13 protein-coding genes are annotated in these 16,770 nt (G+C 43.5%); 5 read left to right on the top strand and 8 right to left on the bottom strand.

Annotated features, from left to right (window positions below):
* The first annotated feature begins 159 nt into the window (after positions 1 to 159).
* The 3 genes from AC07NA_RS06750 to AC07NA_RS06740 all read left to right on the top strand — a co-directional run bounded on the left by AC07NA_RS06750 (position 160) and on the right by AC07NA_RS06740 (position 5,131).
* Positions 160 to 3,210, top strand: coding sequence for a SusC/RagA family TonB-linked outer membrane protein (locus AC07NA_RS06750; protein WP_494896747.1), 3,051 nt, complete (start codon positions 160 to 162; stop codon positions 3,208 to 3,210).
* A gap of 24 nt (positions 3,211 to 3,234) precedes the next feature.
* Positions 3,235 to 4,674 carry a RagB/SusD family nutrient uptake outer membrane protein gene (locus AC07NA_RS06745; RefSeq protein WP_494896745.1) on the top strand — a complete coding sequence of 480 codons (1,440 nt, stop codon included), beginning with the start codon at positions 3,235 to 3,237 and terminating at the stop codon, positions 4,672 to 4,674.
* A 292-nt stretch (positions 4,675 to 4,966) separates the two neighbouring features.
* Complete coding sequence (locus AC07NA_RS06740) at positions 4,967 to 5,131, top strand: hypothetical protein (protein WP_345210017.1); 165 nt, start codon at positions 4,967 to 4,969, stop codon at positions 5,129 to 5,131.
* A gap of 109 nt (positions 5,132 to 5,240) precedes the next feature.
* Here the strand turns inward: AC07NA_RS06740 and AC07NA_RS06735 are convergent, their stop codons facing one another.
* Positions 5,241 to 8,138 carry a DEAD/DEAH box helicase gene (locus AC07NA_RS06735; protein ID WP_494896743.1) on the bottom strand — a complete coding sequence of 966 codons (2,898 nt, stop codon included), beginning with the start codon at positions 8,136 to 8,138 and terminating at the stop codon, positions 5,241 to 5,243.
* A gap of 286 nt (positions 8,139 to 8,424) precedes the next feature.
* Between AC07NA_RS06735 and AC07NA_RS06730 the strand changes: the two genes are divergently transcribed.
* Complete coding sequence (locus AC07NA_RS06730) at positions 8,425 to 9,621, top strand: PAS domain S-box protein (RefSeq protein WP_494896741.1); 1,197 nt, start codon at positions 8,425 to 8,427, stop codon at positions 9,619 to 9,621.
* 9 nt (positions 9,622 to 9,630) lie between these two features.
* On the opposite strand, the gene AC07NA_RS06725 is transcribed toward AC07NA_RS06730, so the two are convergent.
* Positions 9,631 to 10,848, bottom strand: a complete 1,218-nt coding sequence (locus AC07NA_RS06725; RefSeq protein ID WP_345210020.1) for a sterol desaturase family protein — start codon at positions 10,846 to 10,848, stop codon at positions 9,631 to 9,633.
* Positions 10,849 to 11,028: 180 nt separating this feature from the next.
* On the opposite strand from AC07NA_RS06725, the gene AC07NA_RS06720 reads away from it, so the two are divergent.
* A complete protein-coding gene (locus tag AC07NA_RS06720) occupies positions 11,029 to 11,295 on the top strand; it encodes a (2Fe-2S) ferredoxin domain-containing protein (RefSeq protein ID WP_494896739.1) in 267 nt (88 codons plus the stop codon).
* Positions 11,296 to 11,302: 7 nt separating this feature from the next.
* Here AC07NA_RS06720 and AC07NA_RS06715 read toward each other — a convergent pair whose 3' ends face one another.
* The 6 genes from AC07NA_RS06715 to AC07NA_RS06690 form a co-directional block, all read right to left on the bottom strand.
* Positions 11,303 to 11,833 carry a ferritin gene (locus AC07NA_RS06715; RefSeq protein WP_345210022.1) on the bottom strand — a complete coding sequence of 177 codons (531 nt, stop codon included), beginning with the start codon at positions 11,831 to 11,833 and terminating at the stop codon, positions 11,303 to 11,305.
* Between the two features lie 95 nt (positions 11,834 to 11,928).
* The gene (locus tag AC07NA_RS06710; protein ID WP_345210023.1) at positions 11,929 to 12,294 is read right to left on the bottom strand and encodes a hypothetical protein; all 366 of its coding nucleotides are present in this window, start codon (positions 12,292 to 12,294) and stop codon (positions 11,929 to 11,931) included.
* A 126-nt stretch (positions 12,295 to 12,420) separates the two neighbouring features.
* A complete protein-coding gene (locus tag AC07NA_RS06705) occupies positions 12,421 to 13,683 on the bottom strand; it encodes a putative sulfate exporter family transporter (RefSeq protein WP_494896736.1) in 1,263 nt (420 codons plus the stop codon).
* A gap of 26 nt (positions 13,684 to 13,709) precedes the next feature.
* Positions 13,710 to 15,161 (bottom strand): phytoene desaturase family protein, encoded by a 1,452-nt coding sequence (locus AC07NA_RS06700; RefSeq protein WP_494896734.1) that lies wholly within the window; start codon positions 15,159 to 15,161, stop codon positions 13,710 to 13,712.
* Positions 15,162 to 15,262: 101 nt separating this feature from the next.
* Complete coding sequence (locus AC07NA_RS06695; protein WP_345210026.1) at positions 15,263 to 15,871, bottom strand: beta-class carbonic anhydrase; 609 nt, start codon at positions 15,869 to 15,871, stop codon at positions 15,263 to 15,265.
* Between the two features lie 30 nt (positions 15,872 to 15,901).
* A complete protein-coding gene (locus AC07NA_RS06690; protein WP_494896732.1) occupies positions 15,902 to 16,528 on the bottom strand; it encodes a peroxiredoxin family protein in 627 nt (208 codons plus the stop codon).
* Positions 16,529 to 16,770: the final 242 nt, after the last annotated feature.

Below are 16,770 nucleotides of genomic sequence, written 5' to 3'. Positions count from 1 at the left end.
TAACGCATATATGTAATACTGCCACATCGGGTATACATCATCCGCTTATATTAACTATTAATCCTCTATGACAAAAGATCACCCTACCTAAACCACACCACAAACCATTCTTCGCAAGGCCATTTGGCTATAATTTATTAACTGATAATTATTAACACTATGAAACTAAAATTACTTTCTATACTGTTTTGTCTGCTGGCATTTACGTCGGCATGGGCACAAAACAAAACTGTGAAGGGCACCATAACCGGTGCCGACGATGGCTTACCCCTGCCCGGCGTAACCGTTATTATTAAAGGCAGCTCAACCGGCACCCAAACCGATGCCAATGGCGCTTTCAGCATTTCGGTGCCTGAATCGGCAGTGCTGTTATTCACCTACATAGGCTACAAAACTACCGAAGTACCCGTTGGCGACAAAACGCAGATCAACCTTGCTTTGGTAAGTGATGCCCGCCAGCTCTCCGAGGTGGTGGTAACCGGCTATCAAACCAAAACCCGTTCAGATGTATCGTCGGCGGTATCGGTAGTTAACGGTCGCGAAATGGCCGATAAGCCTGTACCAAGCATTGATAACCTGTTACAAGGTAAAGCAGCCGGTGTGCAGATCACTACCGAAAATGGTCGCCCGGGTGCTAACGCCTTTATCCGTATACGTGGTGTGGGTTCGGTAAATGCCGGTCAGCAACCGCTGTTGGTGGTTGATGGTGTTCAAATACCTGACGATGTAGCGCCACAGGTTTATACCACCCTTAACGCCAACGACATTCAGAATATTTCGATACTGAAAGATGCCGCGGGCGTATCATTATATGGTGCACGTGGTTCAAACGGCGTTGTGGTGATCACCACTAAAACAGGTGTAGCAGGCAAAAGCCAGATCACTTATAGCTTTCAGTATGGTACCAATGCCAAAATTGCTGATAACTTTAAGCTGATGTCGCCTGCCGAAAAGCTGCAATACGAGTACGATTTGGGTTACGAGAACGGCGATTTCACTACCTACCTTGCCGATAATAACTTCCCGGCTACGGCTACCCTTTTTAATATTACCTCGGCACAAAGACAGGCCGGTTGGAATAGCCTGATCGGTCAATCGCACAACTGGCAAAACGACATTTTGCGCACCGGTAAAATAAGGCAGCATCAAATTGCCATCAGCGGTGCCGAAGGCAAAACCAGTTACTACGTATCTTTCCAAAAATATGATGCCGATGGTATTACCGTAGGTTCTGATTTCAGGAGGTATACCGGTAAGATCAATCTGAAAACCGATGTAAACAATTGGTTATCTTTAAGCAATAACCTAAGCCTTGGCCAAAGAGCTACTAACGAGCTGCGCGATATTTACAACGCGCAAAATCCGTTCTTCGCGGTATACGGTTATAATACTTACGAGCCAGTTTACGCCAGCGATGGTACTTTTAACTTAACCAACCAGGGCTTTCCTATTCTGGAGGCAATAAAGAACAACCCTGAAACGCAGAAATACATCAACGGTTATAATACCACCACTTTGGATGTTCACCCTATTAAAGGACTGAATGTATCCACCCAATTCGGTATGACATACGATGATTATAAACGCGAAAATTACATTAAACCGGGTTCGATACTTGATCAATACATTGGCGACTCTACAGCTCCCGGCTCAAAGGTTGACAATGGCTCTACCGAGTTTTCGTATGACTGGGTGAACAAGGCGACCTACAAATTTGATGTAGAAAGCGATCACCACTTCAATATACTTGCTGTACAAGAGTTTCAAAAAGACATGTTCAGCAGCTATGGCTTACAGAAAAAAGGCTTCGTACTGAGCGATTATGTAGATACACAAAGTGCAGGCGCTGCCAACACCGGTGTTAACACTACCAATAAAACCAACTGGACCATCAGCTCATTATTGGGCGAACTGGATTACAACTACAAGAACAGGTATTTTGTAACCGGTAGCTTACGCCGCGATGGTTCATCAAGGTTTGGTGAAAATAATAAATATGGTAACTTCTACTCAACCAGTTTATCGTGGCTGGTAAGTGAAGAAAGCTTTTTAAAATCAGTTGACTGGATCAACGTGTTGAAACTGCGCGGATCTATCGGTACTGCCGGTAACTTCAGCGGCATCAGCAATTACCAATCGCTGGGTTTATTTACTTTCGGGCAGTACAACAACCTGCTTACCGCTTTCCCGTCGCAACTGCCTAACCCCGATCTTACCTGGGAGAAAAAATTGAAACGTAACATCGGTATCGACTTTGAATTGTTTACTTCGAGGGTAATCGGTTCATTAGATTATTATAATGAGAACACTACCTCGTTATTACTGGATGTACCGCTTTCACAAACCACAGGTTATAAATCGGTTATCAAAAACGTTGGTTCAATGAACAACAGCGGTATCGACGCGGCCATCAGCGTTGATGTGGTACGCAACAAAGAGGTAAAATGGACCGTGTATGGCAACATCAACTACAACCGCAACAAAATTACCGAACTTAACAACGGTTCTACCGAAATTGTAGATGCCAACAACCTTGGTGTGGTTAAACCGGGCTACGCTATCAATACCTTTAAGCTGGTGAGGTACGCGGGTGTAAATTCAGAAACAGGCGCGGCGCAGTATTATGATAAAGATGGCAACATCACCGAAGATTACTCAAGCGATGATGCCGTTATACTGAAAGGCAAAAGCCCTAACCCTAAATTCTTTGGTGGTTTTGGTAGCAATGTAAGCTATAAAGGCATTGATCTATCTGCTGATTTCACTTACACTTTGGGTAACTATGTTTTCAATTACAACAAAGAAACCTTAGTAGCATGGGGCGACCAAGTATACATTAACCAGGCAAAAGAAGCCTTAAATTACTGGAAGAAACCGGGAGACAAAACCCTGTTGCCAAAAGCCGACCCGAACAATACCACTTACGATACCGACCTCTACCTGCAAAAAGCATCGTTCATCAGGCTGCGTAACGTAACGCTGGCTTACACCATTCCGGCCGAGATCACCAAAAAATATAAAGTACAGGGTTTAAGAGTATTTGTTACAGGCCAAAACCTACTTACCATTAACCCTAACCACTTTTTTGGCGACCCTGAAGTGGGTGTAGGCAGCGGCGAAAGCTTTACTACTACCATACCGGGCCAGGCAACCTTATTCGGTTATCCTAATACCCGCCAGTTCACCTTTGGAGTTAATTTAACCTTTTAACCATCCATTAACAGAGAAATAAAGATGAAAAAGATATATATATACGCATCGGCAGCACTGCTTTTAATTGCAGGCGGATGTAAAAAGGAATTAGATCAGAAACCGCACAACGCCATACCTTACGGTGATACATTTAAAACTCCCGAGGATTATACCTATGCCGTAAGAGGCGCTTATGTAGCGTTAAGAGGATCGGTTTACTACGGCGGTCAGGATGGTGGCGCCATGATCAGCACGCCTGATATTTTGGCGGATAACCTTATTCTGAATCAATCGGGCCGTAAATCGCAATCTACATTCTTTAACTTTAAATACGTGGCCAGCAATACCTGGAATCTTTGGGGCGACGCCTACAAAACCATATTGCGCACCAATTTTATTCTCGAAAATGTAGACAAACTACCAGCAGATGAATTTAAGGATAATATAGAAGGCGAAGCTTTGGCTATACGCGCGCTGGCGCATTTTGATCTGCTGCGGGTTTACGCTAAATCATACACATCAGCCACAGATGCTGATCCGGGAGTGCCAATTGTTACCTCTACCGATTATACCCAGCTACCATCGCGTACACCGCTTAAGCAAGCTTATAATGCCGTAGTGGCCGACCTGGTTAAGGCAGAAGGTATTATCGCTACTGAAAATTCGGTAGGGCATTTTACAAAAGCGGCTGTTGAAGGTTTGCTTTCGAGAGTGTACCTGTATATGGGCGACTGGCAAAAAGCGGCTGATGCTGCAAACCGTACCATCACCAACGTTGATGCAAGTAATGACCTGGCTACCACCGGTGAGTTTGCGGCTATATGGTTAGATGGAACGGAGAAGGATGTGCTTTTAAAACTGAAAAACCTGGATAGTGATAACGACCCTATAGGTGTAGGCTATAAACAAGGCAGCCCTAACGGTGTAATACCGGAGTATAGTGTTGATTTCGCTTTTTACAATTTGTTTAAAGATGAAGACGTACGCAAAGCCGCTTACATTGATGAATCAAATTATAACGAAACCGACTATTACTACGTATACAAGTACAATGGCCGCGCAGCGGGTGATGCCGATGTGGTGGATGTGAAGCTGATACGTATGGGTGAAGTTTATCTTAACCTTGCCGAAGCGGAGTATAACTTAGGCAAACAAGGTGATGCGCTTACAGCGCTTAACAAGCTGCGCAGCAACCGTTATACCAACTTCGATCCGGCTACGGCTAACGAAACCGGCACGGCTTTATATAACGCCATATTGTTGGAGCGCAGGCTTGAACTGGCATTTGAAGGCTCAAGGTTTTTTGATTTAAAACGTTTGAACCTGCCTGTACAACGCTCTAATTTTGGCGACGAAGCTGATGGCGCAGGTATACCGGCCAGTGTAAAAACTGTAGCCGCTAAGGATAAGTTGTTCCAGCTGCCTATACCACAGGCAGAAATTAACGCCAACAAAAACATTTCGCAAAATACAGGGTATTAATACAAGCACAATTAACGGTAGGGTTTAGGCCCTATCGTTATTATACCGTTGCGAATAGGTGATTTTCACATATAGCGCCGCATCGCATCTTAGTATGTTTGCTACCGAACCAGATAGTTATCGTTAAAACATTTGGTCAGTTAATAGTTAATTAAAGAAGTCAGTTACGCGAGGTGATTGACTTTTTTTTATGCTCGTCCTCCTCATTTAAAAATGTGCGAAAATCACTTTTCGCACCCTTAGTGTAACATTTAATTTTTTTGTGCGTCTCTTTAAATAAATCAACCCTTACATGAAAAAGTTTATAATTATAGCTGCAGCCGGAAGTATGTTCGCATACTCGTACAGTCCGGATAGTTCAGAGCGCGACAACCCTAAACCACGTTGCAAATCGACAAAACACTACAAAAAATCAACAGCTGTTGTGGCACCTCATAAAACCACTGTTTATTGCTAAACGCTACAAAAGTTTATGGCATTGTATAAATAATGCACTACAAAGGTTGATCAGGCCGGCAGCAAACAGCCTGGTCAACTATTTTGCCTCACCTCTACTCTCTTTGCCCTTAGCCTAAAATTTCTTTAATATCCTCGGCAGACAGCGACTTGATGAAGCTCTCTTCGGTAGTGATGAGCGAACGCGCCACACTTAGCTTGCGTTGTTGCAGGGCAAGTATCTTCTCTTCTACAGTATCTTTGGTGATAAACTTATAGATAAACACGTTTTTGGTTTGGCCAATGCGGTGTGTACGGTCAATAGCCTGTTGTTCCACAGCCGGGTTCCACCATGGGTCGAGGATGAACACGTAATCTGCCTGGGTAAGATTAAGGCCTACTCCACCCGCTTTTATAGAGATCAAGAACACCCGTGTTTTTTCATCCTCCTGGAAACGTTTCACCACGTCGCCGCGGTTTTGGGTACTGCCATCGAGGTATACGAACGGTGTTCCCTTTTCTTCCAGATAAGCACGGTAAATAGACAGCTGTTTCACAAACTGCGAGAAGATAAGCACCTTATGCCCGCCCTCCAGCACGTTAGCCAGCGTATGCACCACATCTTCAAACTTACCCGAATCGCCCTCGTAATCATTATCTATCATGATGGGGTGATTGGCTATCTGGCGAAGCTTGATGAGGCCTTGCAATACTTGTATCTGTTGCTTGGCGTAAGTACCATCCTCAATGCTTTTCAGCAACTCGTTGCGGTATTCTGATTTTATTTTTTCGTAAACCTCAGCCTGTTCTTCGCTCATTTTACTGTAGAAGAGGTTCTCGGTTTTTGGCGGCAACTCGGTAGCTACCTGCTCTTTGGTACGGCGCATTACAAAAGGCTTTATCAGCGCCTGTAAACGGCGGGCCTTATCTTCTTCCTTTTTGCGTTCTATAGGGTTTACAAATTCGTTCAAAAAGAACTGCTGCGAACCCAATAAGCCGGGGTTAATGAACGACATTTGTGTCCACAAATCATTCACCGAATTTTCTACCGGGGTACCGCTCAATATCAGCTTAAAGCGTGAGCGCAGCTGCTTAACCGACTGGTACGATTTAGACGACGGATTTTTGATATTCTGGCTTTCATCCAGTATCACATAATCAAAAAAGTACTCCTTAAACAGTTCTATATCTATCCGGCTGATGCCATAGGTGGTAACAATTACATCGTAGTTTTTAAACACCTCCGGCGATTTATACCTGAACGTGCCTGTGTGCACCATCATACGAAGCTTAGGTGTAAACTTTTTAGCCTCATTAAGCCAGTTATATATCAGCGAGGTAGGCATTATGAGTAACGATGTGCTTTTGCCGCCTGCGGCCTCTATATCCTCTTTATTTTTTTGCAGCAGCGCCAGCGTTTGTATGGTTTTACCCAAACCCATATCATCGGCAAGGCAACCGCCAAAATGGTATTGCTTTAAAAAGTGGAACCAGTTGTAACCCGCCTTTTGGTATGGGCGTAGTGTGCCTGCAAAATCAACCGGCATAGGTATTTCTTCCAGCTCCTCAAAATCGTTCAGCTTTTGCAGCTTACGGTTCATGGTAACGTGCGCCATTTCGCCTTCAGCCAGTTCGTTTACCAGGCCTATATGATGGCGGCGCAATTTAAGTTCGTTAGTCCCCTCGGTAAAGTGCAGCAGGTTACCATATTGCGAAAACCATTTTTCGGGTATTATGGCAACCTCGCCCGATGGCAGTGTAAACTCGCGCTTATTATTTAAAATATGATTTTTAAGTTCGATGAACGGGATGCGGTACGGCCCGAAATAAACAACAGCGTTGATATCAAACCAGTCGTTATTTTCTTTTACCTCCAAATCAATTTTGGTATTGCCGAAAACGTAACGTTTTTGCCCTTCGGGCTGCTCCAGTTCAAAACCTTCCTCAATCAGCTGATCGTGGTAATGGTTCATCCACTCGAATACCGAAAAAGATTGATCTGCCGACTCATCATCGGCCGCGGCAACCTCCAGGTTTTGGAACAGAGAAGAGGTTGTTTTAAGGCCTTTCTCTTCCAGCAAAGCCATTTTATTACGCTCCCAGGTTAAGGAGCGCTTTATGCGATGAAAAAGGTACTCATCGCCATTACGCTCAATACGTACCGATACATGCCTGCCATCCCCGTAAGGGAAAATATAACCGGCATATTTAAAATACAATTGCAGCTGCGAAGTGCCGCCTTCAATATAAATAGGTTTAAGCACCGGCCTGGCATCGTACTTTTCGGTATTAATGGTAAAGCCTTCGGCGTATACGTTGTGTTTTTCTATCAGCGGGGCAACAAAGCGTTCAAAGTATGATTGCTCTGATGAGCGCGGTATTGCGATGTAGCGTTTATTAAGGAAAGGCACCAGCTTTTTACCTTCAATCTCTTTATCAAAAAAGTAAAGGGTATCATCGAGCAGCATCCATGCCGGGTGGTTACATATAACTTCGGCGTTCTTAAACATAAACTCAATACGCATTCCCTGGTATTTTATGGTAGGGAAATAACGGATCTCGGTATCATCACGCCTGAAATGGAAAAGAACAGAAGCCGCTTCTGCCGCAATGTGCAACTTGCGTTCGGCTGGGTAGCCCTCCTTGCTCATCAGGTAAATTTCTTTAGTGCCTAATAAGCCCAAAGCTTCGGCCATACGCTTCTCCATTTTGGGGCGTATAACATCGTATAGTTGCTCGTTAAATATCTTGGAAAAAAACTCGAACGGACGGATTGGCTTTTTGTAATACTTTTTAATAACATTGCCCTGCTCCATCTCCTCAAGCACCTTAACCAGCTTAATATCAACCTCATCAATACAGTGTACAAACTCTTTGGCTGTATTACTGAATAAGCGCTGGTGGGTTAGCGAAAACTCGCCGTTGGGGTTTAGCTGAACAATATGCGGTTCAATAACATAGCCCAGGTATTCATGCTTTGCAATGGCATAAATTATTTGGCAGGGCTTGGTACTATCTACGCGTAACATCAATTTATATTAAAAATTAATGCAAGCTACATCAACAAAAAATTCAAACGTAAATAGAATTTATCTCAAAAAAAACTTTTGGCGTTAATATTTTTTAAACATTTCTCGGCTGTCTGTTTAAATTACTGAATGCAAGGCTGTAAATTTTTAACAAAATGATAATTATGCCTGTTTAATAGGCAATGAGTTAATAATTGATAAATCGTTTTTCTTAATTAGAAAAAGATAGTTTACAACTTTTGGCTATATTTCGGCCAACTATCTTATCATTGCTGAAAAACAAACTATGTCTGGTGCATTACGAATTAGCCTGATCTTTTTATTTATAGGTTTATTGTGGGTAACGCTTAGCGATGCGCTGGCTTTTTATTTTATAAACGATAAAACTATCCTGCAAGAGGTAAATTTATACAAGGGGTATTTCTTTATGATAGTAATATCTGTATTGCTGCACTCCATGGTGAAAAGCAATAATAAGTTGCTTTTAAAAAAGACAAAGTTTATAGCCGATGCCGAAGAGCTGGCCCATATTGGCGGCTGGGAATATTTCCCTGCCGAACGCAGGATGGTGATATCAAAAGAACTGCGCCGCATACTTAAAATAGCAAACCACAAAAGCGACTTTGACGTTACCGACGTGGCTGATTATGTACACCCCGACGATATTAAACTGGTAAGGGACAAATTTAGCGCAGCCGTTACCAACCATACCAACCTGCGGCTGGTGCACCGCGCCATTACAGGCGATGAGCAGGTACTGTTTGTTGAACAAATTGCCAAAATTGAATATGCAGATGGTTTACCATACCTCGTAAGAGGTACCGTACAGGACATTACACAAACTATTGAGCTGCGCGATACCCTCGCCAAAACCAGCCAGGAAAATCAGCACCTGCTGGATATTATGAGCAAAATAAAAAGCATGGTGATCATTACCGATAAGAACGGTTTGGTAACCTGGATAAACCCGGCTTTTACCAAACGCACAGGTTATACACTGGAAGATATGGCAGGCAAGCGCCCCAGCCAGGTATTACACGGACCGGAAACTTCGGCAGAAGCATTTAATGCCATTCAGCAGGACATTATAAACGAGCGTTATACCAAGGTAGAGATATTGAACTATACTAAAACGGGTGAGAAATATTGGGTTGAAGTGAACATTACCCCTATTGTTACCGATAACAGGTTAAGTGGTTTTATTACTATACAGGTAGATATTACCGAGAAAAAGGCCTACCAGGAAAAGCTACAACATCAAAACACCTTGTTAAATGAAGTAGCCTGGATGACATCGCACGAGATCAGGAAACCGGTAGCGTCTATACTCGCCCTTGCCGAACTATCCAAACATGCCTCAAGTCGCGAAGAAAAAGATGAATACGTGGATGTACTGGTATCATGCGTAGAAGACCTCGACAATATTGTGCGACACTTTACCGCCAAGATCAATACCATTGAGCAGAATAAACGGGCTGAATAATTAGCCTGCTTATTCCTTAACCGTATACACTACCGAAAGATAACGTTCCTCCACCGTGCGGTAGAACAATACCAACAGTAATAACGCGGTAACAATAAAGAAGGTAACGATATGGTAATCGGCATTAAACAGCCAGAGGGCGCTGCCCACTACCAGCATACGTAAAAACTCCACCGCGAAGATCCACTGCTTTTGCTCCATTATAGCGCCGCAATTAATAAGCGTAAGTATAGTGAAAGATGTAAACAGGAATTTGGCGCTGTAGCCAAACTGGTGTTCAAACAATATGAAGGCAAATAAGGCCACCAGCATCACTATCACCTGCCATACCACATAATTACTCAGGCGCTGCTGTAAAGGCTCGTGGTGCTCTTCAATGCCGAATATTATTTCGGCCTTGCCGCGCACTTCAGGGTCTATGAGATTAGGGCTGCCGAATACTACTTTAAATTTATCCTTAAAGGTTTTTTGCTGCTTTACGGTAAGCCACAGCTCCACCAAAAAGTGAAAATGCTGCCATAAAAAGCTGTATGTATGCAATTGTTTGGTTAAGCCGTAAACAGGCTTTTCGTCTTCCTTTTCAAATGTACCGAACAGCTTATCCCAAATAATGAGTACATCGCCGTAGTTCTTATCCAGGTATTGATCGTTACAGGCGTGGTGCACACGGTGGTGCGATGGGGTTACCAAAAAATACTCCAATATACCCAGCTTACCAATTACCTGTGTATGCACAAAGAAAGGATATAAACCGTGGATCAGCAGCATTACGGTGATCATGGGTGCAGGGAAGCCGATAATAGGCAGCACGCACCAAAAACCGGTACGTACAATAGCCTGAAACAGCGTGATACGTGCCGATACGGTATAATTAAAATCTTCACTTTGGTGATGTACCACGTGCACAGCCCAAAACACATTCATTTCATGCGCGAGGCGGTGATACCAGTACCATATAAAATCGGTACCGAGCAAAAGCAGGATCCAAACGGCTACGCCGGGCTTTATGTCGAAAATACCGAAATTCTTTTGGAGATAATCGTATACAAAATAGAAGGTGCCTGCTGTAAGCACATCGGTAAGGCGCTCCATTATACCAATACTTACATTGGCAATTGAGGTGTGCAGATCAAATAACTGCATCTTTCTGCGACGCGCTACATAATACTCCAATAGCATAAATACTACGAAGAGCGGTACTGCAAAAGCGAGAATATTGAGCTTCATGATGTCAATTTTTCGTTTGTCATGGGCAATTTTGTGGCAAACAGTTCACCTAAAAAACCGTCAAATATAAATCAATACTTGTCAAATTTATAAAAAGTGTGATTTTTAATTGGACATCTTATTAACGCTCAGGGTTTAAAATTTATTATTGTTGATACGTTTAACTAACTTTGTTGTAGTATGGGGAAGTTTGAAGTGCCAGATAAGGTGTTATACGTTTGCACCGGGAGCAAATGCGGTAAGCGCGGAGGGAAAGATCTTTATAAGATGGCCGGCAGCATGGTGAAACATGTGAAGGGAAAATACGAAGTAGAAGTGGTACGTATAGAATGCACAGACCGGTGCAAGTTTGCACCGGTCTGTAACATTCAACCAGATAATATCTGGTTAAAAGAATATTCTGAAAGAGAAGTGCTCAGGCTTTTAGCCGGCATTATGGAAAAGTAGCGGAGTATTAAGCTTCGCTGCTATAGTGAATTTTGCCAACGTGTTTGTCAATTTCCCAGTTGCCAGTACCTTGTTCGCCAATAATTTCGAACAGTTCCAGCGCGCGGCGGGCTTTGTACTCTTCTTCGCGTTGCTCTTTAAAGAACCAGTTTAAAAATTCAAGGGTTACAAAATCCTGCTCTTTGTAGCAACGGCCTGCAATGTTCTTGATTGATTCGGTTACGCTGATCTCCTGATCCAAAGCATCCTCAAATACTTCGCGGAAAGAGTTGTACTCAATTTTGATATTGGTTACTTCAGGTGATATAGCGGTACCGCCCATATCAAGCACATATTTGTAAAATTTAAGCTGGTGTTGTCTTTCTTCTTCAGCTTGTTTAAAAAAGTAGTCAGCTGAGTTATCAAAACCGTTACGATCGCACCATGAAGCCATGGCTAAATATATAGATGAAGAAGTTGCTTCTTTTTTAATTTGTTGATTTAAAACAGTTTCTATCTCGGTAGATAGTAAACTTTTTATTCTGATAATATCTTTCATGATCTGATTGTTTAATCATTTATAACAATACAAAAATAGTGCTATATACAATAAAGCAACCAAATATTAACAATATGGAAACAATCTAAGTATAGTTAAACGGCTACTCTATACAGTCTGTTGTAGATGATGTGATTCAGGTCCAGCATCACGAAAGTACCTTGCAGTAACTCTTTAAATTTGATGATCTCGGTAAGGGTTAACACGTAGGTATCATCACAAGCGCAAATAAATATAATTTCCAGATCGGGCGATTTGGTATTATCTAAAAGAAGGCCTTCAATATCGATGTTGTTAACTGCTTTGCGCAGTTTCATGAGGCAGCGGTAATCAAACCTGGCTACTTTGCCTGCAAAATCAATATACCAGCAATTTTCTGCATCACATTGGTAAATAGCCCCCGCGTTGGTGGCGAATACATCTGTCCAATTTGTGCTTGCTACTACTTCTCTTACCTGCATTAACTTAAATGTGTAATGCAAAACTAACACTATTTAGATTAAATCCAAACACTATCGAGAATTAATCTAAAGAAATTATCAACATGCCTCCAATTGTTTTATACAACCGGAGGCATGTATGGCTAACTATTTGTTAAACAACACAAAGGCAATTACCAGTGTTACCACCACGTTAAAGCCCTGCGCTATCAGGAAAGCGTATAAAGGTTTCTTGTTCTCGCGGCTAAACAGGTCGGCAAAGTTGGTTTCTAAACCAATACTGGTAAAGGCCAGCGCGAACCATAAGCCCTGCAAATTTTTCAGACTGCCTTTTACCTCGGCTATTGCGGTTTCTGGTAAAAAGAAAGAGAACAGCAGCGATGCGGCTATAAAGCCTATCACAAATTTAGGGAAGCGTTCCCATATCACTTTAAGGGTTGGTTTCTTGTCGGCATCTTTAGCGGCGGGATGCTTGGTATACGTCCAGTAAACAGAGATAGCGAAAGCTGCTAAACCCAATAGTACGTTTTGTGAGAACTTAACAATAGTACTGATCTTCAATGCCTCCTCGCCTACCAGCGTGCCTGATGCAACTACGGCACCGGTAGTATCAATACTACCACCCAGCCATGCCCCCGTTACCTGCTGCGGAAAATGGAAGTAAGCTGCGATAATGGGCATAAAAACCATCATAGGTATAGCGGTGATCAACACCAATGATATTACGTAAGATAACTTCTTAGGGTCGCCTTTAATAGCTCCAGCAGTAGCAATGGCGGCCGATACACCGCAAATAGATACCGCGCTGGAGATCATCATGGTTATCTCATCATCAACCTTTAGTTTTTTACATACCCAGTAGGCAAAATACCAAACCGAAGTAACCACCACCAGCGACTGGATAAGCCCCAGTGAACCGGCCTTTAAAATATCTGAAAAGATAACGCTGGTACCCAACAGCACCAGGCCTATCTTAACGTATAATTCAGTGGCTAAAATAGATTTAAACCATTCGGGCAGCTTAAAAAAGTTACCGATGATAAGGCCCAATCCCAAACTGAAGATCACCCCTTCCAGATTTAATGCCTTGGCTTCCTTACTGCCTGCAATTATTAAAGCGATAATGGTAAGCACGTACACCGCCGGAAAGCCCAGTAGGTAGTTTTTAAGGTTTTTGCCGGTAAGCAAAGCACCTAAACCAGCTATAAACAGTACAAATAAAAATTGCAGACCGAATATTTGAAGGTTGGCTATGCTAAATACTTTATCGGCCAGATCGGCACCGGTGGCCCAGCTAAAAACCGGAACGGGCAACAATACGCCCGAAAGCAAGAGAATAATAACAAGCGCGCCAAGTATTACAACCGTCCAGTCTTCGTGCAGTGTAAACTTACTTTCATTAGTTGACATAAAATTTTAGTGTGTGGTAATTGTGATTAATTGAGTGGTTTTATTTTGATATCGAACACGTCGGCCAGCGCTTTTTTGGCGGCATAATAACCGCACATACCATGCACGCCACCACCCGGAGGGGTTGATGAGGAACAGATATACAGGCCTTTGGCCGATGTTTTGTACGGCGACCAGCGCAATGCAGGCCGGGTAAACAACTGGCCTATATCGATAATACCCCCGTTGATATCCCCGCCTATGTAGTTGGGGTTGTGCTCTTCTATCTGTTGGGTATTAAAGGTGTGTTTGGCCAGTATGGTGTCCTTAAACCCGGGCGCGAAACGCTCTACCTGGTTTTCGATGATGGTGGTCATGTCCTTAGTTGAACCATTGGGTACGTGGCAATAGGCCCATGCGGTGTGCTTACCCGCCGGTGCCCGTGTTGCATCAAACTGGCTTTGCTGCGCCAGTAACACGTAAGGTTTTTCGGCATGATGGCCGTTGGCCGATGTTTGCTCGGATAGTACCAATTCCTGAATGGTGCCACCAATATGCACCGTGCCCGCCTTGTGTACTTCGGCAGCGGTAAACGGAATAGGCTCGTCAAGCGCCCAATCTACCTTAAACACGCCATCGCCGTAGCGGTAACGTTCCAGCTGCCATTTGTATAGTGATGAAAATTTGTGCCCGGCTATTTGCAGCAGTTGCTTGGGCGTTATATCAAACAGCACCGCATGTGATGAAGGCAGCTGGTTGAGCGACCGTACATAAGTATCTGTTTCTATCTTGCCCCCTAATGATACAAAATAAGCCGCCAGCGAATTGGCTATTTGCTGCGAACCGCCTTTGGGTACTGGCCAGCCCTTCAGGTGCCCGTTAGCCATCAGCACCAGTGCAATGGCCGATGTAGCGATATTGGTTAATGGCTGAATGGAATGTGCCGCCATCCCCGCGAACAGGCCTTTGGCTTCCACCGTTTTAAAGCGTTTGGCCAGCAGGGTAGCCGGTTGTAGTGCAGATAAACCAAACTTTGCCAGGCCTATCGGGTTCTTCGGAAAATGCAACGGCCCCAATACATCGGCTGCCAGCGAAGGCCAGTCGCGTACTATGGGGTTAAAAAGATCGAGATAATTTTGTTCATCCGCACCTAAAAGCCGCGCGGTATCCTCTACCGAGCCTTTCAGCAAAGCTGCTGTTCCATTATCAAACGGATGGGCTGCATCAACCTCGGGGTATAAAAATTCCAGGCCAAACTGCTCCAGCGGCAACGTTTTAAAAAATGGCGAACCCACCGCCAGCGGGTGAACGGCCGAACAAATATCATGTTTAAAACCGGGCAGTGTAAGCTCGGCTGTGCGTAAGCCACCGCCTATGGTTGGTTTGGCTTCAAGTACCAGTACTGATAATCCGTTTTGCTGCAATAAGATAGCTGCCGCCAAACCGTTTGGCCCCGAACCCACTATTACCGCATCGTAATCACGTTTTTCAAGCTTCATTTATATCCGGTGGTAAAGATATATTCCTTTTTAAGTAAGGGGCCAATGTAATATTTACCCCTTACAGGTATATTTTGTTTAATAATTGAACAATTGTGCATTTAGTTTACTGCCACGCCGGCTTTTGTAGCCTCGGGCACTTCAATAAGGCTGCCGCTTTTAACATCATAAATGTAGCCATAAACGGGTATATCTTTCGCTACCAGCGGGTGATTCTTTATCCGTACCACATCATCGGTAACACTGGTTTCCAAATTTTTAAAGGTAAGGAAAGATATATAACGCGCTTCGTCGGTACCACCTTCTTCCTGCACATTTCGCCAGCCATTTTCATCAACCGTAGCCGTTTTTAAACTGGTAGCTAACAAATCGCGGATGATATCATCGGTAAACAAGGCCATGCCGCAATCGGTATGATGGATAACGAACCACTCTTTTGTACCCAATAACTTATGCGATATCACCAGCGAACGGATGGCATCGTCGCTTGCGCGGCCGCCTGCGTTACGTATCACGTGGGCATCGCCTTCGGCAAGTCCGGCATATTGGGCCGGGTCTAACCGGGCATCCATACAGGTTAAAATAGCGAACTGCCTTGCCGGCGGAATGGTCAGTTTTGACTTATCGCCAAAATGCTTAACATATTCACTATTGGCGCTTAGCACCTGTTGATGAACAACGCTGTTTTCTTTTTGGAGTAGGGATGCCATATTTGATGATTTAAGGGTTTATATGATTTTCTATGCAGATCGTTTATTATCGGTCAATACTGCCTGGTGCACCGCGTTGATGATATCCTTTTCGGGATAGTTACCTTGCAGATCATGATCTATATGGTGATAAACTACCTGCCTTGCAGTATTTAGCACGTAAACAGCGGGTAAATGAATATGCGGATCGATCACCGAAAGCCGGTTCCAAGCTGTGGTACCACCCGGGTAAACCCGGAATTTTTCGGCCACGCCACCATCGGTATCAAAATAAAAATTAAGACTAAGGCTATGTTCCCATGCCAGTTTTTCCAGTTTAATATCGCGCTCATCGGCAATTACCAGCAGGTTACCGCCGTAAACTTTTATTTCGTGCTGAATTTCGTTGAAGTGCTTTAACTGCTCTAAACTACCCTTGCCCCAATAGTTTGAATAGAACGCGATAACCAGCGGCCGTGCGAAAAGATTTTTAGTGATAAATGGTCCGCGGATTTCGGCGCCATTATAAAAATGCTGCCAGCGCGATAGATCGTTCAGCAGGTTAAAGGATACAAAATGCCCCTCCCGTACCGGGCTAAAGGCATGATCATAAGTGTAAGCCGAAGCAGAAATTTCAGTTGGATGTTCAAAAACAGGATAATTGACAGATGCTAACATGGTAGTGTTACAGGTATAGATATAGAATAAACTTTAATTGGATGATTGCCCGCAGGCAACATAGGTAAATACAGCGCAGAAAGGCTTGTATTAGCAACAGTGACAACAACACATTATACCTTTAGCAGTGTAAAGATATGTAAAGCTTAAATGGCTGATATTGCTATTGTAAAGTGACATTTGAGTATTGAATGGTCAAATATACTATATTGTCTATATATTTAGTAGAATATTTTAAACTA

The organism is Mucilaginibacter sp. GW821-FHT07G05, assembly GCF_059418565.1.
This window is presented reverse-complemented; position numbering and strand designations above follow the sequence as displayed.

What these genes read in the sequence shown, in the direction of transcription:
- AC07NA_RS06750 (WP_494896747.1), top strand. Translation starts at nt 160, where the DNA reads ATGAAACTAAAATTACTTTCTATACTGTTTTGTCTGCTGGCATTTACG.
- AC07NA_RS06745 (WP_494896745.1), top strand. Translation starts at nt 3,235, where the DNA reads ATGAAAAAGATATATATATACGCATCGGCAGCACTGCTTTTAATTGCA.
- AC07NA_RS06740 (WP_345210017.1), top strand. Translation starts at nt 4,967, where the DNA reads ATGAAAAAGTTTATAATTATAGCTGCAGCCGGAAGTATGTTCGCATAC.
- AC07NA_RS06735 (WP_494896743.1), bottom strand. Translation starts at nt 8,138, where the DNA reads ATGTTACGCGTAGATAGTACCAAGCCCTGCCAAATAATTTATGCCATT.
- AC07NA_RS06730 (WP_494896741.1), top strand. Translation starts at nt 8,425, where the DNA reads ATGTCTGGTGCATTACGAATTAGCCTGATCTTTTTATTTATAGGTTTA.
- AC07NA_RS06725 (WP_345210020.1), bottom strand. Translation starts at nt 10,848, where the DNA reads ATGAAGCTCAATATTCTCGCTTTTGCAGTACCGCTCTTCGTAGTATTT.
- AC07NA_RS06720 (WP_494896739.1), top strand. Translation starts at nt 11,029, where the DNA reads ATGGGGAAGTTTGAAGTGCCAGATAAGGTGTTATACGTTTGCACCGGG.
- AC07NA_RS06715 (WP_345210022.1), bottom strand. Translation starts at nt 11,833, where the DNA reads ATGAAAGATATTATCAGAATAAAAAGTTTACTATCTACCGAGATAGAA.
- AC07NA_RS06710 (WP_345210023.1), bottom strand. Translation starts at nt 12,294, where the DNA reads ATGCAGGTAAGAGAAGTAGTAGCAAGCACAAATTGGACAGATGTATTC.
- AC07NA_RS06705 (WP_494896736.1), bottom strand. Translation starts at nt 13,683, where the DNA reads ATGTCAACTAATGAAAGTAAGTTTACACTGCACGAAGACTGGACGGTT.
- AC07NA_RS06700 (WP_494896734.1), bottom strand. Translation starts at nt 15,161, where the DNA reads ATGAAGCTTGAAAAACGTGATTACGATGCGGTAATAGTGGGTTCGGGG.
- AC07NA_RS06695 (WP_345210026.1), bottom strand. Translation starts at nt 15,871, where the DNA reads ATGGCATCCCTACTCCAAAAAGAAAACAGCGTTGTTCATCAACAGGTG.
- AC07NA_RS06690 (WP_494896732.1), bottom strand. Translation starts at nt 16,528, where the DNA reads ATGTTAGCATCTGTCAATTATCCTGTTTTTGAACATCCAACTGAAATT.